The organism is Nonomuraea sp. NPDC005692 (genome assembly GCF_040631115.1).
Classification (GTDB): domain Bacteria; phylum Actinomycetota; class Actinomycetes; order Streptosporangiales; family Streptosporangiaceae; genus Nonomuraea.
In genome coordinates this window covers 62,568-79,549 of the sequence record NZ_JBEXYU010000020.1, presented here as the reverse complement: position 1 = coordinate 79,549, position 16,982 = coordinate 62,568, and the positions used below count along the sequence as shown (strand labels likewise).

Annotated in this window: 17 protein-coding genes; 14 read left to right on the top strand and 3 right to left on the bottom strand. The window is 72.2% G+C overall.

Going from position 1 to position 16,982, the window contains the following annotated elements; translation table 11 throughout:
- Positions 1-63: 63 nt before the first annotated feature.
- From ABZ459_RS33050 to ABZ459_RS33040, 3 genes are all read left to right on the top strand, one after another.
- Complete coding sequence (locus ABZ459_RS33050; protein WP_352327373.1) at positions 64-462, top strand: DUF3224 domain-containing protein; 399 nt, start codon at positions 64-66, stop codon at positions 460-462.
- A gap of 108 nt (positions 463-570) precedes the next feature.
- A complete protein-coding gene (locus tag ABZ459_RS33045) occupies positions 571-1,635 on the top strand; it encodes an NAD(P)/FAD-dependent oxidoreductase (protein WP_357978804.1) in 1,065 nt (354 codons plus the stop codon).
- 5 nt (positions 1,636-1,640) lie between these two features.
- Positions 1,641-2,180: a DUF1697 domain-containing protein gene (locus tag ABZ459_RS33040; RefSeq protein ID WP_357978802.1), complete on the top strand. Its 540-nt coding sequence runs from the start codon at positions 1,641-1,643 to the stop codon at positions 2,178-2,180.
- Here ABZ459_RS33040 and ABZ459_RS33035 read toward each other — a convergent pair.
- A complete protein-coding gene (locus ABZ459_RS33035; protein ID WP_357978800.1) occupies positions 2,177-3,487 on the bottom strand; it encodes a fatty acid--CoA ligase family protein in 1,311 nt (436 codons plus the stop codon). The genes ABZ459_RS33040 and ABZ459_RS33035 overlap by 4 nt on opposite strands.
- Positions 3,488-3,624: 137 nt before the next feature.
- Between ABZ459_RS33035 and ABZ459_RS33030 the strand changes: the two genes are divergently transcribed.
- The 8 genes from ABZ459_RS33030 to ABZ459_RS32995 all read left to right on the top strand — a co-directional run bounded on the left by ABZ459_RS33030 (position 3,625) and on the right by ABZ459_RS32995 (position 13,569).
- The gene (locus ABZ459_RS33030; RefSeq protein WP_357978798.1) at positions 3,625-5,115 is read left to right on the top strand and encodes an MFS transporter; all 1,491 of its coding nucleotides are present in this window, start codon (positions 3,625-3,627) and stop codon (positions 5,113-5,115) included.
- A 167-nt stretch (positions 5,116-5,282) separates the two neighbouring features.
- Entirely contained in the window at positions 5,283-6,476 is a 1,194-nt protein-coding gene (locus ABZ459_RS33025; RefSeq protein WP_357978796.1) for a cytochrome P450, read from the top strand.
- On the top strand, positions 6,473-7,846 hold the full coding sequence (locus ABZ459_RS33020) for a carboxyl transferase domain-containing protein (protein WP_357978794.1): 1,374 nt from the start codon (positions 6,473-6,475) through the stop codon (positions 7,844-7,846). The genes ABZ459_RS33025 and ABZ459_RS33020 overlap by 4 nt, the downstream gene beginning before the upstream one ends.
- 79 nt (positions 7,847-7,925) lie before the next feature.
- Positions 7,926-8,825 (top strand): DUF6039 family protein, encoded by a 900-nt coding sequence (locus ABZ459_RS33015; RefSeq protein WP_357978792.1) that lies wholly within the window; start codon positions 7,926-7,928, stop codon positions 8,823-8,825.
- The gene (locus ABZ459_RS33010; protein ID WP_357978790.1) at positions 8,822-10,558 is read left to right on the top strand and encodes an amino acid adenylation domain-containing protein; all 1,737 of its coding nucleotides are present in this window, start codon (positions 8,822-8,824) and stop codon (positions 10,556-10,558) included. The genes ABZ459_RS33015 and ABZ459_RS33010 overlap by 4 nt, the downstream gene beginning before the upstream one ends.
- Before the next feature lie 3 nt (positions 10,559-10,561).
- Entirely contained in the window at positions 10,562-11,509 is a 948-nt protein-coding gene (locus tag ABZ459_RS33005) for a chlorinating enzyme (RefSeq protein WP_357978788.1), read from the top strand.
- A 133-nt stretch (positions 11,510-11,642) separates the two neighbouring features.
- Positions 11,643-12,770, top strand: coding sequence for an alpha/beta hydrolase (locus ABZ459_RS33000; protein WP_357978786.1), 1,128 nt, complete (start codon positions 11,643-11,645; stop codon positions 12,768-12,770).
- 124 nt (positions 12,771-12,894) lie between these two features.
- Positions 12,895-13,569: a Crp/Fnr family transcriptional regulator gene (locus tag ABZ459_RS32995; protein WP_357978784.1), complete on the top strand. Its 675-nt coding sequence runs from the start codon at positions 12,895-12,897 to the stop codon at positions 13,567-13,569.
- Between the two features lie 57 nt (positions 13,570-13,626).
- Here the strand turns inward: ABZ459_RS32995 and ABZ459_RS32990 are convergent, their stop codons facing one another.
- The gene (locus ABZ459_RS32990; RefSeq protein ID WP_357978782.1) at positions 13,627-14,343 is read right to left on the bottom strand and encodes a PIG-L deacetylase family protein; all 717 of its coding nucleotides are present in this window, start codon (positions 14,341-14,343) and stop codon (positions 13,627-13,629) included.
- Between the two features lie 29 nt (positions 14,344-14,372).
- The gene (locus ABZ459_RS32985) at positions 14,373-15,065 is read right to left on the bottom strand and encodes a DUF899 family protein (RefSeq protein ID WP_357978780.1); all 693 of its coding nucleotides are present in this window, start codon (positions 15,063-15,065) and stop codon (positions 14,373-14,375) included.
- Between the two features lie 163 nt (positions 15,066-15,228).
- Here ABZ459_RS32985 and ABZ459_RS32980 point away from each other — a divergent pair, with 163 nt between their 5' ends.
- The 3 genes from ABZ459_RS32980 (at position 15,229) to ABZ459_RS32970 (ending at position 16,981) form a co-directional block, all read left to right on the top strand.
- The gene (locus ABZ459_RS32980) at positions 15,229-15,585 is read left to right on the top strand and encodes a BlaI/MecI/CopY family transcriptional regulator (RefSeq protein ID WP_357978778.1); all 357 of its coding nucleotides are present in this window, start codon (positions 15,229-15,231) and stop codon (positions 15,583-15,585) included.
- Positions 15,582-16,514: a M56 family metallopeptidase gene (locus tag ABZ459_RS32975; RefSeq protein WP_357978776.1), complete on the top strand. Its 933-nt coding sequence runs from the start codon at positions 15,582-15,584 to the stop codon at positions 16,512-16,514. Before ABZ459_RS32980 ends, ABZ459_RS32975 begins: the two co-directional genes overlap by 4 nt.
- 284 nt (positions 16,515-16,798) lie before the next feature.
- Positions 16,799-16,981 carry a hypothetical protein gene (locus ABZ459_RS32970; protein WP_357978774.1) on the top strand — a complete coding sequence of 61 codons (183 nt, stop codon included), beginning with the start codon at positions 16,799-16,801 and terminating at the stop codon, positions 16,979-16,981.
- Position 16,982 lies beyond the last annotated feature (1 nt).

Genomic DNA, 16,982 nt, shown 5'->3' with positions numbered 1-16,982 from the left:
ACGGCCGACGCATAGCGCCCAGGGTCAGGGGTAGCGAAAAAGAGAGCAAAAAAGGGAGCTGACATGACTACCCAAGGTAAGGGCTCGTACCAGATCACCGGTTGGGACGAGAAGCCCTACGAGGAGAAGAAGGGCCAGCCCAAGCTCACTCAGGCCCACGTCACCAACGCCTGGACCGGCGACATCGAAGGCGAGGGGCAGGCCGAGTACCTGATGGCCTACGCCAGCGACACCGAGGCCAGCTTCGTCGGCCTGCAGAAGGTCGTCGGGAGCGTCCGCGGCAAGAAGGGCTCCTTCGTGCTGCAGGCGACGGGCACCTTCGACGGCGGCGTGGCCAAGGCCGACTGGTCCGTCGTGCCGAACTCCGGCACGGAGGAGCTGAAGGGGCTGAGCGGCAAGGGAGGGTACGTCTCCAAGACCGACGGTTCGGCGGAGGTCACCCTCAACTTCAACCTCAAGTAGGCGCTGCACGCAGTCGGGTACGCGGGGCCGGGGGCTCCGCGTACTCGCATGTCAGGAACTGCTCAGTGTTGAGCAGACCGCCTCGCGCCCGCGCGCGACGATGGCCGCATGGACACTGAAGTGATCGTCGTCGGTGGCGGCCAGAGCGGGCTCGTCGCGGGCTACTACCTGAAACAGGCCGGCATCCCCTTCGTCATCCTCGACGAGGAAGCCCGGCTCGGCGAGGCGTGGCGGCAGCGCTGGGACTCCCTGGAGCTGTTCACGATCGCCGAGTACTGTGCCCTGCCCGGCCTGCGCTTCCCCGGCGGGAAGAACCGCTTCCCCACCAAGGAGGAGATGGCCGACTACGTCGAGGCGTACGGCAAGGAGTTCGACCTGCCGGTCAGGCTCGGCACCCGCGTCACCTCCCTGGAGCCGATCGAGGGCGGCTACCGGCTGGAGACCACGAAGGGCACGTACGAGGCGCCGCAGGTGATCATCGCGACCGGCGCCTACCGGGTGCCGAAGCTGCCGGAGCTCGCGGGCAGGCTGGACCCCGAGGTCTACCAGGTGCACACCGGCCGCTACCGCAACCCGTCCCAGGTGCCGGGTGGGACCGTCGTCGTGGTCGGCGCCGCGAACTCCGGCGCGCAGATCGCGCCCGAGCTGGCCGCCGCCGGCCGCCGCGTGCTGCTGTCGCAGGGCTCGCCGCTGCCGCACTTCGGCCGCCGGTTCCTGGGCAAGGGCCTGCACTGGTGGGGCGACAAGTTCGGGCTGATCGCCAAGCCGCTGATGGGCGAGCGCGACCGGCTGCACAAGAAGACGATCCTGGTCGGGCCGAGCCTGAAGAAGCTGGCCAAGCGGCACCGCTTCGAGCTCGTGGGCCGTACGGTCGACGCCGAGGGCCGCACGATGCGCTTCGAGGACGGCCGCTCGGCCGACGTCGACGCCGTCGTCTGGGCGACCGGCTTCCGCTACGACTACTCCTGGGTGCACGCCCCCATCCAGGACGACGGCGGCGGCATCACGCAGGACCGCGGCGTGACCGCGGCCCCCGGCCTCTACGTCCTCGGCATGCAGTGCCAGCACTCCTACGGTTCGGCGCTCATCTGGTGGGTAAAGGACGACGCGGCGTATCTGGTCGAGCGCATCAGGCAGTTCCGTCCCCAGGCGGTGGTGGGCAGAAGGGGTTGAGCGACATGTCCAGGCAGGTGGCGCTGCTGCGCGGAGTGAACGTCGGCGGCCGGAACATGGTGAGCATGGCCGAGCTCCGCGAACTGCTGGCGGGCCTCGGCTTCGAGGACGTCAAGACGCACCTGCAGAGCGGCAACGTCGTCTACACCAGCGGGAAGAGCCCCGACAAGGCGGCGGCCGAGATCGAGGCCGCGCTCGCCCGCGACCTCGGCGTCCCGGTGCCCGTCCTGGCCAGGACGGGCACCGAGCTGGGCGAGATCCTCAAGGCCAACCCGCTCGGGGACGTCGCCGCCGACGACGCCCTGCACCTCGTCACGTTCCTGTCGGAGAAGCCCGACGCCGGGCCGATCAAGGCGCTCGACCCCGACGCCTTCAAGCCCGACGTGTTCAAGCACGTCGGCAAGGAGATCTACGTCTGGTGCCCCGACGGGGTGCGCAACACCAAGCTGTCCTACTCCTTCTGGGAGAAGAAGCTCGGCGTCACCGCCACCGCCCGCAACTGGAAGACCGTCTGCAAGCTGCACGAGCTGGCCACCGCCGGTTAGCCCGCCAGCTCGCGCTTGAGCGTCTTGCCGATCGGCCCGCGCGGCAGCGACTTCGCGACCACGTACCGCGCCGGCCGCTCGGCCGGGTCCAGCCGGTCGGCGGCGAAGGCGCGCAGCTCGTCCTCGGGCACGGGCGAGCGCAGCACGACGGTCGCCGTGACGCCCCGCGGCCCCTGGACCGCGGCGGCCTCGACCACCTCGGGATGCCAGTGCAGGGCGTGCTCGACCCGCAGCGACGAGATCCGGCGCCCGCCGGCGGTGATGACGTCGGCGGCGCGGTCGAAGAAGCGCAGCCGGCCCTCCCCGTCCAGCTCGCCCAGGTCGCCCATGTGGGTCCAGCCGTCGCGGAAGGTGCGCTCGTCGGCGGCGGCGTCGGTCAGGTAGTAGCGGCGCGGGGCGGCCGAGCGCAGGCAGATCTCGCCCGCGTCGGTGACCTTCACCTCGGTGCCCGCGCTCGGGCTGCCCAGCAGCCCCTCGTCCTCCTGCGTGGGCGGCGTCTCCACCGGGCGGTGCACGAAGGCGGGGGCCGACTCCGTCGAGCCGTAGCCGATGACGATCCGCACGCCCGGCAGCGCCTCCATGAGCCGGGCCACCGTGGCCATCGGCACCGGCGCCGAGCCCAGCATGAGCGCCCGCAGGCCGGACAGGTCGTACCGCTCGTGCCACCCGTGCGCCACCATCCGGGTCGCGGTGGACGGCGGGACGATCGCCATCGGCACCCGCAGCTTCTCCAGCATGCGGGCCACGTTCTCCGGCCCGAGATCGGTCAGCACGTGCGTGGTCGCCGGGGCGGTCATCGCCGTCATCAGCGCGCTGTGCCCGGCGTTCGTGCCCAGCGGGACGGCGGCCAGCACCCCGTCCACGCCGGTGAACAGCTTCCCGCGGCCCTCGTGGCCGTAGGTGAGGTTGGCGACCGGGACGGCCACGGCCTTGGGACGGCCGGTCGTGCCCGAGGTGTAGAGGATCTCGGCGACGTCGTCGTCCCGGGTGCCCGCCGCGTCACCCAACGGGCCGGGCAGCACCTGGCCCACCCCGCACTCGGCCATGCGGGCGCGGGCCTCCTCCTCCGGCAGCGCGGGCGGCAGCCCGAGCACGGTGCCGCCGGCCAGGTGCACGGCGACGGCGGCGACGGCGTGCCCGATCCAGTCGTCGTGCCGCAGCGCCGTCCTGACCGGGGCCAGCCGCGCGGCCAGCTCCTCCGACCGGGCGGTCCAGTCGGCCACCCGCAGCTCGCGCTCGCCGTCCACGACGAGTGCCACATGATCGCCCGCTCGGGCGCTGACCAGTTCTGCCGGGTTCGTCGTCATGCGGCCGATGGTAGGAAGCCGGGCGCTCCCCGGATGCTCAGTGTTGAGCAGACCGGCAGGGCGCCTTCGTGTGGGCTGGAGTCGGCATGGGTCCGCGAAGAAGTGGGACGGCTGCCAAGAACAAGGGAGGCGATGACATGAACCAAACCGGTTCGAGTACGCGCGGCCAGCTGTTCGCCACCATCGGCGCACTCCTGGCCCTCGCGCTGGCGTCGATCGACGTCTCGGTGGTGGGGGCGGCGATGCCCCGGATCGCCGCCGACCTGCACGGCCTGTCGCTGTACGCGTGGGTGGGGGTCTCCTACGCCGTAGCGGCCGCCGTCGTCGTGCCGATCGCCGGCAAGCTCGGCGACATGTTCGGCCGCAAACCGGTGCTGCTCGTCGGCCTGGCGGGCTTCCTGGTGGCGTCGTGGTTGTGCGGCGCGGCCCAGACGATGCCCCAGCTCGTCGGCGCGCGAGGGCTGGCGGGGCTGTTCGGCGGCGTGCTGATGGCCAACGTCTTCACGCTGCTCGCCGACATCTACACGCCGGAGCGCCGCACCCAGATGCAGGGCGTCTTCTTCGGCTTCTCCGGCCTCAGCATGGTGATCGGGCCGCCGCTCGGCGGGTTCATCACCGACAGCTGGAGCTGGCGCTGGGTCTTCTACGTCAACGTGCCCATCGGGCTGCTCGCGATCGCCGCCGTGCTCATCGGCGTCCCGTTCGTGCGCAGCGGCGCGAGCTGGCGCGACATCGACTTCGCCGGCGTCGTCACGCTCGTGGCCGGGCTCGTCCCGATCCTGATCGGGCTCACGCTCACCGGCGACCGGCACGCCTGGACCTCGCCCGAGGTGCTCGCGCTGCTGATCGGCGGCGCCGTGCTGCTGGTGGCGTTCTACTTCGTCGAGACGCGGGTGGCCAAGAACCCGCTGGTGCCGTTCGCGCTGTTCCGGAGCAACCAGGTGTCCGTCATGGCCGTGGTGGCCTTCTTCTCCGCGTTCGCCATGATGGGCACGGCCTTCTACGTGCCGCTGCTCTACCAGGGCGTGCTCGGCGTGAGCGCGACCCACTCCGGCACGCTACTGATCCCGATGATGCTCGGCCTGATGCTCATGGCCCCGATCGCCGGCAAGGCCATGACGGCCATGCCGCGCTACCGGCTGCTCGGCGTCTTCGCCATGGCGGCCATCGTCGCCGGGCTGCTGATCCTGTCGGCCGTCGGCCCGGACAGCGGCCAGGGCCTGCCGATCGTCGCCATGGTGCTCATCGGCGTCGGCATCGGCATCGCGTTCCCGATGGCCACGGCCGTCACGCAGAGCGCGATCCCGATGGAGCAGGTGGGCGTCGGCACCAGCCAGATCCAGTTCTGGCGGATGATCGCCGGGCCGGTCTCGCTGGCGATCCTCGGCTCGATCATGTCGTCCCGGCTCGGCGTCGCCGGCCAGGGCGGCGAGGGCGTCGCGCCGGCGGTGCTCGCCGACGCGCTGGGCGACCTGTTCCTCGCCTGCGCGATCGCGGTCGGCATCGGCCTGGTGGCCAGCCTCTTCCTGAAGGAGGTCCCGCTGCGCGACATGTCCATGGGCCGGTCGAAGGCGGGCAAGGCCGACCAGCAGGCCGCGCCCAACCAGGGGCGTGCCGCCAGGGCGTGACCCCGGTGCACCGGGTGGCGGGGCCGTGCGCGGCCCCGCCATCGCCATGCCCGCCCGCCATGCCCGCCCGCCATGCCCGCCCGCCATGCCCGCTCGCACCGGCCTGGTCGCGCGGGCCTGCTCACAGTTGAGCAGACGCGGACGGGCGGGCGGGCGAGGCTGCTGGCATGGACTCCTACCCCATCCCCAGGACGTGCCCGTTGGATCCGCCGTCCGAATACCGGGACCTGCAGGCGGGGCGGCCCATCACGCGCGTCCGGCTGGACTTCGACGGGAGCGATGTCTGGCTGGTGACGCGGTACGAGGACGCCCGCGCCGTGCTCGGCGACGCTCGGTTCAGCTCCGACTTCGCCACCCCCGGCTTCCCGGCCCGGCTCACCTCGCAGCCTCCGGGGCCGGGCACCTTCATCAGGATGGACCCGCCCGACCACTCGCGGCTGCGCCGCCTGCTGCTGCCGGAGTTCAACCGCAGGCGGGTCGAGGCGCTGCGCCCGGCCATCCAGCGCATCACCGGGTCGCTCGTCGACGAGATGGCCGCCCAGGGCCCGCCGGCCGACCTGGTCCAGACGCTGGCCCTGCCGCTGCCGTCCCAGGTCATCACCGAGTTGCTCGGGGTGCCGTACGAGGACCGCGACTACTTCCACGAGACCACCAAGGTCATCGGCGACCGCAACGTGGAGCCCGAGCAGCGCATGAAGGTCCGCGAGGACCTGCGCCACTACCTGGAGCGGCTGGTCGCCGAACGCGAGCAGCGGCCCGCCGACGACCTGCTCAGCCGGCTCGGCGCCCACCGCGAGGCGGCCAAGGTCAGCCGGGAGGAGGTCGTCGGCATCGCCACGCTGCTGATGGTGGCCGGCTACGAGACCATCGCCAACCAGATCGGCGTGGGCACCGTGGCGCTGCTGGAGAACCCCGAACGCCTGGCCGAGCTGCGCGAACGTCCCGAGGCGCTGCCCGCCGCCATCGAGGAGATCATCCGGCACCAGACCGTCATCGACTACGGCGCCCGCCGCGCGGCCACCGACGACGTCGAGGTCGGCGGCCGGCTGATCAGGAAGGGCGAGGGCGTGGTCGTCGTGCTGGCCGCGGCCAACCGCGACGAGGAGGTGTGGGCCGACCCCGACCGGCTGGACTTCGGCCGCTTCGGCGACCTCGCCGAGCGGCAGGAGCACCTGTCCTTCGGCTTCGGCATCCACCAGTGCATGGGCCAGCTCCTGGCCCGCGCCCAGCTGGAGATCGCCTGGTCCACGCTGTTCGCCCGGCTCCCGGGGCTGCGCCTCGCGGTGCCGCTGGAGGAGGTGCCCTTCCGCTCCGACATGTTCGTGTACGGCGTGCACGCCCTCCCGGTGACCTGGGGATGAACCGCGACCCGCGGGACCGGGTCCGCGCGCTCTTCGACCCGGGGACCGTCCGGCCGCTGCCCGGCGACGACGGCTGCGGCGTGCTCGCCGCCCGGGGCGGCATCGGCGGCGTACCGGCCGTCGCCTACGCCACCGACCCCGGCCGGATGGGCGGCGCGATGGGCGCCGAGGGCTGCGCCTGCATCGTCCGGGCCATCGACCTCGGCGTCCGGGAGCGGGCGCCGGTCGTCGGCCTCTGGCACTCCGGCGGCGCCCGGCTGGGGGAGGGCGTCACCGCGCTCGACGGCGTCGGGCAGGTGTTCGCCGCGATGGTCCGGGCCTCCGGCGCCGTCCCGCAGATCTCCGTCGTGCTCGGCCCGGCCGCCGGCGGCGCGGCCTACGGCCCGGCGCTCACCGACGTGGTGATCATGAGCGAGAGCGGGCGCGTCTTCGTCACCGGCCCGGACGTCGTCCGCAAGGTCACCGGCGAGGACGTCGACATGGAGCGGCTCGGCGGCCCCGACCCGCACAGCAGGCGCAGCGGCCTGGCCCACCTCACCGCCCCGGACGACGAGGGCGCCGTCGGCGCCGCCCGCCGGATCACCACCCTGCTCGGCGGCCAGGGCGAGCTGCGCCCCTGGGAGGCCCGCGACGACCCCGAGCTCGGCGGCCTGCTCCCCGAACGCGCCAAGCGCGCCTACGACGTGCATCCCGTCGTCGCCCGGCTGCTCGACGGCCCCGGCGAGGAGCTGCACCCGAAGTGGGCGCCCAACCTCGTCACCACGCTCGGCCGGCTGACCGGCAGGACCGTCGGCGTCATCGCCAACAACCCCCTGCGCAAGGGGGGCTGCCTCGACGCGGCGGCGGCCGAGAAGGCCGCACGGTTCGTCCGCATGTGCGACTCGCTCGGCGTGCCGCTCGTCGTGCTCGTGGACGTGCCCGGCTACCTGCCCGGCGTCCGGCAGGAGTGGGACGGCGTGGTCCGGCGCGGCGCCAAGCTGCTGCACGCCTTCGCCGAGGCCGTCGTGCCCCGGGTGACGCTCGTGCTGCGCAAGTCCTACGGCGGCGCGTACGTCGCCATGAACTCCCGCGCCCTGGGCGCCTCGGCGGTCTATGCCTGGCCCACCGCCGAGGTGGCCGTCATGGGCGCCGAGGCCGCCGTGGACATCCTGCACCGCAGGAAGCTGCGCGACGGCCCGCAGGACGGGCGCGAGGAGCTGCGCCGCCGGCTCGTCGCCGAGCACGAGCGCGAGGCCGGCGGCGTCGGCAAGGCCGTGGAGATCGGCGTCGTGGACGAGGTGATCGAGCCCGCCGGCACCCGGCGGCGGCTCGCCGAGGCCCTGCTCAAGGCCGTGCCGCTGCGCGGCGACCACACCAACATCCCGCTGTGAAGCCCCTGCTCACTATTGAGCAGGCAGCACGGCGGGCCCTCATTAGCGTGACGAACAAGCCGACAGACGGAGTGGAACGATGACCAACCCGAATCCCGTCATCCCGCCGGCCGAGCAGCAGACCTCGGTGCCCGCGGCGGATCTGATCAACTCGGCCACGGCCGGCGTGATCGTCGAGCGGACCGCGCAGGTCAGGAACGGCTCCCACGCCAAGGGGCGCAAGTTCGCCCGCATGATGGCCGAGATGGTGACCGCCAAGCAGGTGGGAGTCGCCAGCGTCTTCCTGTACGAGGAGACGTTCGGGACCAAGGACCGGCTGCACTGGCTGATCCACCTCAGCTCGTTGCACGCCTACGAGCAGATGGTGCACATGGGCACCTCCGACGGCGAGTACCGCGACAACACCGCCGACAGCGGCTGGGACGAGATCTTCGTCGACGGCAGCATGACCGAGACCGTGCTGCTCCCCCAGTTCTGGGGCATGTACGGGACCGCGGTCGACGGCGAGCGCGAGAAGCAGTCCACGGTCTACCTGCAGCAGGGCGAGATCACCGGGCTGCCCGGCGCCCGCGAGCAGGTGCCGCAGCCCTACGAGCAGCTCGTCCACTCGGGCAACTGCGGCCTGCTGCTGCACCGGACCGCCCAGCTCGACTACGACTTCCGGTCCGAGGGGCGCACGTTCGCCCGCGAGGCCGCCGAGTCCATCAACGAGAACCTGCCCGGCGAGGCCACCGTCTTCGTCTACGAGGAGGCCTTCGGCGCGGCCGACCGCATCCACTGGCTGATCCACATGAAGTCGCTGAGCACCTATTACAAGGTCCTGGCGCTGCACGTGAAGGACGAGAAGGTGCGGGACCTGTACTTCCAGCAGCGCATCGCGCCCGAGCGCGGCGGCGGCACCTGGGCCAGGATGTTCGTGCCCGGCAGCATGACCGACACCGGGCTCACCCCGCACCACTGGGGGATGTACGCGACATGACCGGCCGCTGCCTGCACGAGATCTTCGCCGAGCGCGCCGCGAAGGCCCCCGACCGGATCGCCGTGACCTGCGGCGCCGAGGAGATCACCTACGGAGACCTGGACGCCCGGGCCGACCGGCTGGCCTGCCTGTTGCAGGCCGCGGGGACCGGCCCCGGCGTGCTGGTGGGGCTGTGCGCGGACCGCGGCATCGACCTGGTGGCCGGGCTGCTCGCGATACTCAAGGCGGGCGGCGCGTACGTGCCGATCGACCCCGGCTACCCGGCGGGGCGGATCGCGTACCTGCTGGAGGACAGCGGGGTCCGCACGGTCGTCACGACGTCCGGGGTGGCCGGCCGGCTCGGCGGCGTCCTGCCCGGCGAGGTCGTGCTCGCCGACGCCGAACCGCCCGAGGGACGCCCCGCGGCCACGGCCCGCGACGACGACCTGGCCTACGTCATCTACACCTCGGGCTCGACCGGCGCGCCCAAGGGGGTGCTGGTCGAGCACCGCAACGTCGTGCGCCTGCTGGAGCGGACCGAGCAGTGGTTCGGCTTCGGCGACGACGACGTCTGGACGCTCTTCCACTCCGTCAGCTTCGACTTCTCGGTGTGGGAGCTGTGGGGCGCGCTGTTGTACGGCGGCCGGCTGGTGATCGTCCCGGCCGAGGTGGCCAGGTCGCCCGAGTCGCTGCGCCGGCTGCTGGTGGCGGAGGGCGTCACCGTGCTGAACCAGACGCCGTCCGCGTTCCGGCACCTGGTGGCGGCCGACGCCCGGCAGGAGGAGCCCTCGCCGTACCGGCTGCGCCGGATCGTCTTCGGCGGCGAGCGGCTGGACGTCGACCTGCTGGCCCCGTGGATCGACCGCTACGGCGACGACAGCCCCCAGCTCGTCAACATGTACGGCATCACCGAGACCACCGTCCACGTGACCTACCGCCGCGTCCGCGCGGCCGACCTCGACCACCCCGAGCTGAGCCCGATCGGCGTGCCCATCCCGGACCTGCGCCTCGACGTGCTCGACGAGCACGGACGCCCGGCCGCCACCGGGACCCTGCACGTCTCGGGCCCCGGGCTCGCCCGCGGCTACCTCGACCGGCCCGAGCTGACCGCCGAGCGGTTCACGGTCGCGCCGGACGGCGGCCGCCGCTACGACTCCGGCGACGTCGTCACCCGCCTGCCCGGCGGCGAGTACGCCTACCTCGGGCGGTCCGACGACCAGATCAAGGTCCGCGGGTTCCGCCTGGAGCCCAGGGAGATCGAGCTGTGCCTCCTGGACCATCCGCGGGTCGCTCACGCGGTGGTGGCCCACCGCGACTACGGCGAGGGCGACGTCCGGCTGCTGGCCTTCGTCGTGCCGGACGGCGATCCGGGCCCGGACCTGATCGACCAGCTCACCGAGCGGGCCGCGAGCCGGTTGCCGGCGCACGCCCGCCCGTCCACCTACCACATCGTGTCGGAGATCCCCATGACGCCGCAGGGAAAGGCGGACCGCGCCGCTCTGGCCAGGTCCGCGCAGGCATCGTCGGCCGCCAAGGTCGTGCAGCGCATCGCCGAGGACGTGCTCGAACGCGACGAGGTGCCACCCCAGGTGGACCTGTTCGACCTGGGGGCGACCTCGCTGGCGATGACCCGCATCATCGCCCAGGTGAACGAGCGCTTCGGGCTGGAGCTGACGGGACGCGAGCTGGAGGAGGAGGCGTCGGTCGCCTCCCTGGCCTCCTGCGTCGAGGAACGACTGACCGTGAGGGGATAGACCATGCACGAGACCACCGTCCGGGGCGAGCACTCGATGACCCCCGAGGAGCTGAAGAGCTTCCACACCCAGGGCTACTTCGGCCCGTTCAAGGTCTACGAGATCGACGAGATGCGCCAGAACTGGCGGCGCGAGCGCATGCGTCTCATGGACCGCAGCAACGCCGTCTACCGCGACGACGCCGCCTCCTCGGGCAACACCAACATCTCCAACTACGACCGGCACCTGGACTCGGCCTTCCTGGCCGACCACATCAGCCGGCCGCAGATCGTGGACCGCGTGGTCAGCGTGCTCGGCCCGGACGTGCTCTGCTGGCGCACCGAGTTCTTCCCCAAGTACCCCGGGGACGAGGGCACCGACTGGCACCAGGCCGACACCTTCGCCAACGCCTCCGGCAAGCCGCAGATCGTCTGGCCGCAGGCGGAGGAGTTCGGCGGCACGATCACCGTCTGGACCGCCTTCACCGAGGCGAACGAGGACACCGGGTGCCTGCAGTTCATCCCCGGCACCCACGAGACGATGTTCTACGACGAGACCAAGCGCATGCACTACGACCCCAACAAGATCAACCAGGAGGACAAGGACGGCGTCCGGCGCGGCTTCTTCGGCTACGACTACCGCGACCTGCAGATCGACCCCGACTGGAAGCCCGACGAGTCCCAGGCCGTCTCCATGGTGATGAGGCCGGGGGAGGCCATCCTGTTCTGGTCGACGCTCATGCACGCCTCGCTGCCGCACCGGGGCCTGACCGACGAGATGCGCCTGGGGTTCGCGGCCCGGTACGTCCCGACCAAGGTGGACGTCTACCCGGACACCGACGAGATCGAGGAGTACGGCGGCCGGGTCAGCCTCGACCGGTACGGCGCCGTCCTGGTCACCGGCCAGAACACCAACCCCAACAACCGGATCGCCACGGCCACCACCACCGGCCATCCCTTCACCACCCGATGAGGCCCGCCGTGACCTCTCCGATCCCACGGCGCGCGGCGACCCGCGTTTCCTCCCGCCACCCGGCCTCTCCCCGCCCATGGCGCGCGGCGACCCGCGCGCCCTCCCGCCACCCACGGAATGCGGTGATCATCTCGTGGCCGCCGAACTGAGACGTCTGACCCGGGCCGTGCAGGACACGCGGCCGCTGGTGGACGTCCTGCGGCATCCGGTGCGCCTGGCCGGCCCGCCCGGCCTCGCCTCCCTCCTGGGCCGTGTGACCCGACGGCTGGGCGCACCGGAGTTCGCACTGACCGACCACTCCTCGCTCGACACCTTCGAACGCCTGGTCAGCGACCATCTCGCGCTCCGCGACGGCATGGGCGAGGACCTGCCGCCGGCCGTCGTCGACGAGGTCGTGGACGGCGCGGCGCGGGACGGCTTCGAAGGGTTGTGCGTGCGCGAGGAGGTCGCGCCGGCGGACGGAGGCCCGCCGCTGCCCGCCTACGCGGCCGGCGACCCGCAGGCCCCGGCCGTCGTGATCGTGGCCGCCTGCGGCATGCCGGCCCGCCTGTGCGAGCAGTGGATGCGCTTCCTGTCCCGCACCCATCACGTCCTCACCTGGGAGACCCGCGCGCTGTTCGGGCAGGACCCCTCGGCGCAGCCGCCGGACGTGGGGGTGACGGCGCAGGCCGGTGACCTTTTCGCGGTCATGGACCATTTCGGCGTCCGGCGCGCGCATCTGATGTGCCTGTGCGGCGGAGCCGTCATCGGCCTGGCCGCCGCGCACCTCGACCCGGACCGCGTCGATTCCCTCAGCCTCTGGCACGGCGACTTCGCCGCCGTGAAGGGCGCCGACCGGACCCACCACCAGCAGAACCTGGTGGCGCTCATGGAGATGGCCGCGACCGGCCCCGACCGGGCCGCCGCCATCCATCCCGTGCTCTGCCAGACGATGCTCTCCTCGGTGCCGCCCGACCTGGCGCACCTGGTGGTCTACCCGTACGCGACGCCCGAGCTGCTGCACCGCTACTGCCGCCTGAACGGCGAGATCATGACGACGGACGTGAGCCCCTGGCTGGCCGGGATCGACCGGCCCGTCCTGGTGGTGTCCAGTCACGACGACGAGACCGCCCACCCGGCGGGGTCGAAGGCGGTGGCGGCGGCGCTGCCGGACGCCGTCCTGCATCTGCGGGCGCACGGCGACCACATATCGCTGTTCAAGGGTGACCCGGAGTTGATGGATATGGCCCGGGACTTTATTGACTCAGCAGCGGCCCGATAAGAGCCGAAATCCGCTTCCAGGCAATTCTCCGGACATATCAGAGAATTATGGGGCGGCTTGTTAATCAGTCGATTGATGGGTAGGGGCAACGACAACATGAAATGAATTCCGAGGGGCGGGGTAAATGAAGCCATCCGACGCTGCGCAACTGAGAGCCGGGCTCCGCTCCTTCATCTCGCAGGAAACGTCGGGCGCCTGCTCGATCAGGGTGCCGAGACGCGCCAACATCTACAACTGCGGCCAGCGCGACAGCAACATCTACGTGATCGAGAGCGGCCAGATCAAGACCCAGATGTACGCGCGCTGCGGCAAGGAATGCCTGCTCTCGATCTTCACCGCCGGCGACATCTTCGGCGAGTCCTCCCTGCTCGGGGCCGAGCGCAGCGAGACGGCCACCGCCATGCGGACCACCTGGGTCCGCCGCATCCCGGCCGCCCGCTTCCGCGCCGCCATGGCCGAGAACGAACTCATGGACGGATTCATCGACTATCTCGCACTACGCCTGCGGGAACAGCAGGAAGTGATCGCGACAATGGTCACGATGGACAGCGAACAGCGCCTGGCCTCCGTTCTGCTGCGCTTATCCAGAAAGATCGGTAAGCGCCGTGCCCCGAATGTGCGGGCCATTGAGGAACGCATCACCCAGGAAGAACTCTCCGGCATGGTCGGCACCACGCGGTCGCGCGTCGGCTTCTTCCTCAAACGATTCAAGGACGCCGGCCTGGTCCTGCCCACCTCGGACCCGTACCTGGTCGTGGACGAGGAACGCCTGGCCGAGTACGTCGACGAGGTCAACTGACGGCGGACGAGCCGCCCCCGGCCCGGTCCGCGCGCGGCGGGCCGGGCCGGGCGGCGTTCAGCAGGAGATCAGCTCGAACGGCACCGCCGGACGGCCGCCGAACCGCTGCCCCGCGGCGTTCACGAACCCCTCCAGCGGCACCCGGGCCCCGCCCGGCGGCACCCCCAGCGCCGACAGGTACGCCGCGTGCGCCTCGACCGAGGCCAGCGCCGCGTCCAGGTACCCGGTCACGTCCACCGCGTGCGTCGGCCGGACGGAACCGGCGATCGCCACGTACTTGACGCCGCCCCACGGCTCGGCGCCCGCGTCGGGCAGGATCCAGCGGTTGCCCGCGTCGAGGACCGCGTCCAGCACGGCCCGGCCGGTGACGCGGTGGTCGGGGCTGTTCCACTTCCCGGTGAAGGTGAAGTCGTGGTGGTTGAAGGTGATCACCAGCTCGGGCCGGTGCCGGCGCAGCGCCGCCACCAGGTCGTGCCGGAGCCGGGGGGAGTGCTCGATCCCGCCGTCGGGATGGTCGAGGAACTCGACCGACGAGACGCCGACGATGGCGGCGCTCGCCTGCTGCTCCTCCTCCCGAACCTTCCGCGCCTGGTCCGGCGGCATCGAGTCGATGCCCGCCTCGCCGCGGGTGAGCAGGAGGTAGCCGACCTCCTTGCCGGCTCCGGTCCAGGCGGCCACGGCGCCGGCGCTGCCGAACTCCATGTCGTCGGGATGGGCCACGACGGCCAGTGCTCTCGTCCAGTCATCGGGCATGGGCTGTAAGTCGTCCGTCATGTCCTTCCCCCTGACATGCACGAAGATCGCTAAACCTGTTGGTCCGGCCCGTAGCGCCGGGCGACGTCCTGGGAGGAGGGCCAGCCGCTGTAGGCCGGCGAGCGCGGCCAGCCGTCGGGGGAGTCCTGCCACTCCTCCTGCCGCCCGTACGGCAGCAGGTCGATCAGCGCGAAGGTGTGCGTGAGCTGCTCGGTGCCCCGGCCGTCGGTGTGCCAGGTGCGGTACACCGCGTCGCCGTCGCGCAGGAACGCGTTCACGGCGAAGCCCGCGCCGGGCGGCGCGCCGACGTCGGCCCCGAACGGGCTGCCGGCCGTCGAGTACCAGGTCATCCGGTTGCCGACCCGCCGCCTGTAGGCCAGGGCCTCCTCGATCGGGCCCTGGGTGACGACGACGAACCGCGCGTCGTAGCCGTCCAGGAACTCCAGGCGGGTGAACTGCGCGGTGAACCCCGTGCATCCCGGGCACTGCCACTCCTTGCCCGGGGACCACATGTGGTTGTAGACGATCAGCTGCCGCCTGCCCTCGAAGACGTCCGCCAGCCGGACCGGCCCGTCCTCGCCCTCCAGGACGTAGTCGGGCATCCGCACCATCGGCAGGCGACGGCGCTGGGCGGCGATGGCGTCGAGCTCGCGGGTGGCGGCCTTCTCCCTGGCCCGCAGCTCGTCGAGCCGGAGCCGCCAGGTCTCGGCGTCGACGACGGGCGGTAGTGCGTTCGCGCTCATGGTCCCTCACTGATCGGTCGTGGGCCTGCGATGCACAGGGACAGACCCGCCGCGGTCGCGAAACTCATCGGCGGCCCCGCATCCCGCCGAGACCGCCCGGACGGACTCCTGACCGCGTCCGCGGTAGCCTTCTACCTCCGGTAGAACTCGGGAGGAGGCGCGGATGCAACTCGGCAATCTCGAGCGATCGATCATGGAAGCCCTGTGGCGGCATCCTCAGGGCATGTTCGCCCACGACCTCGCGGCCGGCCTGCCCTCCCAGCCCGCCGTCACGACGGTGCTGACCGTGCTGATGCGCCTGGCGAACAAGGGCATGGTCGCCCGCGAGCGCGTCGGCCGGGCCCACCTCTACAAGGCCACCGCGGGCAAGGACGCCTTCGTCGCCGAGGCCATGCGCGCGGCGCTGGCGGAGGCCGGCGACGTGGTGGCGGCCGTGCAGCGGTTCGTCGGCACGGTGACGCCCGAGGTGGCCGCGGCGCTGCGCGACGCGCTGGAGGAGCAGGACGGACCGGCGCGGTGATCGCCTGGTTCGTCGCCGCCGGGGTGGCGCTGCTGCCGGTGACGCTGGGCGGCCGCGTCGCCCGGGCTCTGGCCGGCGCCGCCTGGTCATATCGTTGCCCGCGGGCGGCTCTGGCGCTGTGGCAGGCCATCGGGCTGGGGGCGGGCCTGGGCGCGGTCGGCCTCGGCCTGGTGGCCGCGGTCGCGCCGCTGGCGGCGGTGTTCCCGCACGGCATGCACACGCTGCTGCGGCAGATCGCCGGCGGCCACGGGCTCGTCGGCCTCGGCCCGCCGCACCTGCTGGCCCTGGCCTGGTCGGCGGGCCTGCTGAGCTGGCTGGCCGTGCACACGGCGCGGGCCACGGCCAAGACCCTTCGCGAGCGGCGGCGGCAGCGCCTGCTGGTCGACGTGGTGGCCGATCACCATCCGGCCTACGACGCCTACGTGCTGCCGGTGGCCGGGCAGGTGGCCTACTGCGTGCCGGGCAGACGCCGACGCATCGTGCTGAGCCAGGGCACCCTCGACGCGCTGACGCCGGCCGAGCTGCGGGCCGTCCTGGAGCACGAGCGGGCGCACGCGCGCGGCCGTCACCATCTGGCCCTGCTGCCGTTCGTGGCGTTGTCGCACGCGTTCTCGTGGCTGCCCGCCGCGCGCACGGCACGCGAGGCGGTGGCGGTGCTGCTGGAGATGATCGCCGACGACCACGCCCGCCGCGTGCACGGAGAGCTGCCTCTGGCGCGTGCCCTGGTCCGCATGGCGGGCGGTGGCGCCGAGCCGGGGGCGGCCACGTTCGCCCTGGCCGACGCCGGTGTGGTGGAACGGCTGGAGCGCCTGCTCGACGGGCGCGGCCGGCCCCGCTGGGTGTCGGCGGCGGCCTACTCGGCGGCCGTCCTGCAGCTGAGCGGGCCGCTGGCGGTGCTGATCGCGCCGCTGGTCTGCCTCGTCGTCTAGGCCGCCCACGCTCAGGGCGGCCGTCCCCGGGCTTGGCTTCCCATCCGACGTGCGGTAAAAGTTCTACGTGGTGTAGAAGTTTTCGCTCCGAGGTCGGGCGGGCGCTGTCCGGGGAGGCGGAAGATGTCGACCGATTCGAGGATCGTCCTCGCCGTCAGCGTGGTGGCGGTCCTGGTCCTGGCCCTGATCGTGGCCGCGGTCGTCCTGGCGGGCGGGTGAGCGGCGCCACCAAGACGTAGGCGTTCTCCATGTCCTGGGCAACCAGCCCGGAAAGAGGTGTCCCTGTGTACGAGATCGTGGCCGCTCTCGCGCCCCCCGTCGTGGTCGGCGGAGCCTTCATCGCCGGCGTCGTCCACCTGGTACGCGCCGAGGGGCGGGCCAAGGCCGCCGAAGCCCGGGCCGCGCGGGAGCGGGCGGCGGCCCCGCCCGACCCGGGACGGCAGCCGGAGCCGCGCGCGGACGGCTGAC

Excerpts from the sequence above, each read along its gene's own strand:
- ABZ459_RS33050 (WP_352327373.1), top strand. The coding sequence starts at position 64 with ATGACTACCCAAGGTAAGGGCTCGTACCAGATCACCGGTTGGGACGAG.
- ABZ459_RS33045 (WP_357978804.1), top strand. The coding sequence starts at position 571 with ATGGACACTGAAGTGATCGTCGTCGGTGGCGGCCAGAGCGGGCTCGTC.
- ABZ459_RS33040 (WP_357978802.1), top strand. The coding sequence starts at position 1,641 with ATGTCCAGGCAGGTGGCGCTGCTGCGCGGAGTGAACGTCGGCGGCCGG.
- ABZ459_RS33035 (WP_357978800.1), bottom strand. The coding sequence starts at position 3,487 with ATGACGACGAACCCGGCAGAACTGGTCAGCGCCCGAGCGGGCGATCAT.
- ABZ459_RS33030 (WP_357978798.1), top strand. The coding sequence starts at position 3,625 with ATGAACCAAACCGGTTCGAGTACGCGCGGCCAGCTGTTCGCCACCATC.
- ABZ459_RS33025 (WP_357978796.1), top strand. The coding sequence starts at position 5,283 with ATGGACTCCTACCCCATCCCCAGGACGTGCCCGTTGGATCCGCCGTCC.
- ABZ459_RS33020 (WP_357978794.1), top strand. The coding sequence starts at position 6,473 with ATGAACCGCGACCCGCGGGACCGGGTCCGCGCGCTCTTCGACCCGGGG.
- ABZ459_RS33015 (WP_357978792.1), top strand. The coding sequence starts at position 7,926 with ATGACCAACCCGAATCCCGTCATCCCGCCGGCCGAGCAGCAGACCTCG.
- ABZ459_RS33010 (WP_357978790.1), top strand. The coding sequence starts at position 8,822 with ATGACCGGCCGCTGCCTGCACGAGATCTTCGCCGAGCGCGCCGCGAAG.
- ABZ459_RS33005 (WP_357978788.1), top strand. The coding sequence starts at position 10,562 with ATGCACGAGACCACCGTCCGGGGCGAGCACTCGATGACCCCCGAGGAG.
- ABZ459_RS32995 (WP_357978784.1), top strand. The coding sequence starts at position 12,895 with ATGAAGCCATCCGACGCTGCGCAACTGAGAGCCGGGCTCCGCTCCTTC.
- ABZ459_RS32990 (WP_357978782.1), bottom strand. The coding sequence starts at position 14,343 with ATGACGGACGACTTACAGCCCATGCCCGATGACTGGACGAGAGCACTG.
- ABZ459_RS32985 (WP_357978780.1), bottom strand. The coding sequence starts at position 15,065 with ATGAGCGCGAACGCACTACCGCCCGTCGTCGACGCCGAGACCTGGCGG.
- ABZ459_RS32980 (WP_357978778.1), top strand. The coding sequence starts at position 15,229 with ATGCAACTCGGCAATCTCGAGCGATCGATCATGGAAGCCCTGTGGCGG.